Origin of the sequence: Streptococcus parasanguinis (assembly GCF_001578955.1) — a bacterium.
GTDB classification, from domain to species: Bacteria; Bacillota; Bacilli; order Lactobacillales; family Streptococcaceae; genus Streptococcus; species Streptococcus parasanguinis_U.
Map to the genome: position 1 here is coordinate 131,238 of NZ_KQ969689.1, position 2,394 is coordinate 133,631.

The following is a 2,394-nucleotide window of genomic DNA, read 5'->3' on the forward strand; positions in this document are numbered from 1 at the left end:
CGGAATTAAAGAAACAAAAGAAAGCTTGATCAAGCTGGTTAATGCTGCTAAAGAAGCGCGTGAACACTTGTAAGAAATGTTTCGAGGACCTTCTATCATCGTGTAGAGGGTTTTCGAATCGTTCCCTTATCCTAGAAATAGTGGCTCAGAGTTCTTGATCAAAGAAACAAAAGAAAAGGATAGAATATGTCACAACACACACCGTCTCTGTCATTTGAAGTTTTTCCTCCAAATCCTGAAGTAGGCAATGCCAAACTCTTACGTGCCTTGGCAAATATGCAGGAGCTAGCTCCTCACTTTATTAGTGTGACCGCTAGCAATAATAAATACAATATCAAAGAGACGACGGTTGCTTTAGCCAATTACATTCAAAATGAATTGTCTATTCCGACGATTGCTCACTTGCCAGCCGTTTATTTGAGCAAGGAAAAAGTGGCCGATACTCTTCATGAGTTAGATGAAGTAGGGGTTCATCGGATTTTGGCTCTGCGTGGGGATATTATCCCTGGTGTGGAACCTTTAAAAGACTTTCGTTATGCAACGGATCTGATTGAATTTATTAAAACAGAAGCTCCTCATTTTGAGGTGATTGGTGCTTGCTATCCTGAGGGACACCCAGATTCTCCGAACCAAATTTCAGATATTCAAAATCTTAAAAAGAAGGTAGATGCAGGGTGCTCTAGTTTGGTCACTCAACTTTTCTTTGACAATGAGCGTTTCTATGATTTTCAGGATAAGTGTACTTTAGCTGGGATCAATGTTCCTATTCATGCAGGAGTGATGCCGATTCTCAATCGCAATCAGGCCCTTCGTCTCCTTAAGACTTGTGAAAATGTTCATATCCCACGGAAGTTTAAAGCGATTCTAGACAAGTATGAGCATGATCCAAAGTCTCTTCGCGCAGCTGGCTTGGCTTATGCAGTCGATCAAATCGTTGATTTGGTCACGCAAGATGTGGCAGGTGTCCATCTTTACACCATGAACAATGAAGATGTCGCTTACCACGTCTACCAAGCAACAAAGGCTTTATTTGCTCATCAACCGAATTTTGAAGTGAATTAATCAACACTTTTAGTAGGAAGTGTAGAGATTGAGAAAGAATCGTTCTCAGTCTCTTTTTATTTGGATAAATCACTTGCTAAAAGCCAACTTTTTTTTTATAGTATTAATATGAAGTTTTTGGAGGCGCTTGCAATGAAGAAAGATCTCACGTTAAAGTTATTTGGACCCCCTAAGGTTGTTTTCAATCAGAAAGATATTCGATTTTCTTTCTCAAAGATGGAGGCCTTGCTTTATTACTTGGCAGTCATGGGCCAGGTCAACCGCGATGAAATCGCCGGTATTCTTTGGGGAGATAAGGAAAACCAAGTAGCTCGCAAAAACTTACGGAATAAGGTTTACCAAGCCAATAAAATCTTTGAAGGAGATATCATTGTCTCTCCAAGTCGGAGCAGTTTGGCCCTTAATCCCGACTTGAGTCTTTCTTTGGATGTTCAGCTTTTTGAGAGAGATCCACTAAGTGCCTTGGATCTTTATCGGGGAGACTTTTTAGAGGGCTTCTATGTCAAGGATGATGAAGACTTTGATCAGTGGGCTTCTCGCAAACGAGATGCTTATAGGAAGCTCTATGTCGAAAGCTGCTATCAAAAAATTGAGCAGGTCGGTTTTGCAGATCCTAGTATAGAACGGTTACTCCATCATTTGGTAGAGCTGGATGAATATGAAGAGAAAAACTACCAGCTCTTGATGGAGTATTATAGCTTCCATCACCAGTTAGGAAAATTTTTTGAGACCTATTATAAGCTAGTCGATTTATTGGATCGCGAGCTCAGTGTGCGTCCCAGTCGAGCGATTGAGGAACTTTATCACTCCGTTTTGGAAGCCAAACGAACTCATAAACTGACCAATTGCTTGAATATCCGTGAACTTTCCTTCTTTGGTCGGAAACAAGAACTCTCGCAACTTGAGGAATACCTCTCTTTAGTCGAGACGGGTGAAGCGGTTGGTCCTTTTCTGGTGATGGGGCAATCTGGAACAGGCAAGAAACGTCTCTTACGGCAGTTGGTCTTGATGTCCAATCGCAGTTTTAACTTTATCAAGGTGGAAGGAAAAGCTACTAGTCAGCGCTACGAAGGAAGCAACTGGAATGATCTCAGACAAGCGCTAGAGAAACTGGGGGATGAGATGGGGATTTCCCTTCTGGAAGAGGAGGATGATCTCATTTCTGTATGGAATCAGCTTCAAGGCCTTAGCAAAGAAAAACCGCTCCTGATCCTGCTCGAAAATGCCCAGTGGATCGATGCAGTGTCTCTAGAAAAAGTGAAACAACTAGAGGAGAGAAGACGTCAGGAGAAATGGCAACTAATTTTTACAGCGGAAGAGCCTCTACTAGAT

Annotated in this window: 2 protein-coding genes; both read left to right on the plus strand. The window is 41.8% G+C overall.

Features of this window, described 5'->3' with window-relative positions; genetic code table 11:
* Positions 1 to 186 precede the first annotated feature (186 nt).
* Positions 187 to 1,062 carry a methylenetetrahydrofolate reductase [NAD(P)H] gene (metF, locus tag SPADD19_RS00625; protein WP_003008657.1) on the plus strand — a complete coding sequence of 292 codons (876 nt, stop codon included), beginning with the start codon at positions 187 to 189 and terminating at the stop codon, positions 1,060 to 1,062.
* A 132-nt stretch (positions 1,063 to 1,194) separates the two neighbouring features.
* On the plus strand, positions 1,195 to 2,394 hold a 1,200-nt coding region (locus SPADD19_RS12175; RefSeq protein WP_241496368.1), incomplete at its 3' end, for an AfsR/SARP family transcriptional regulator.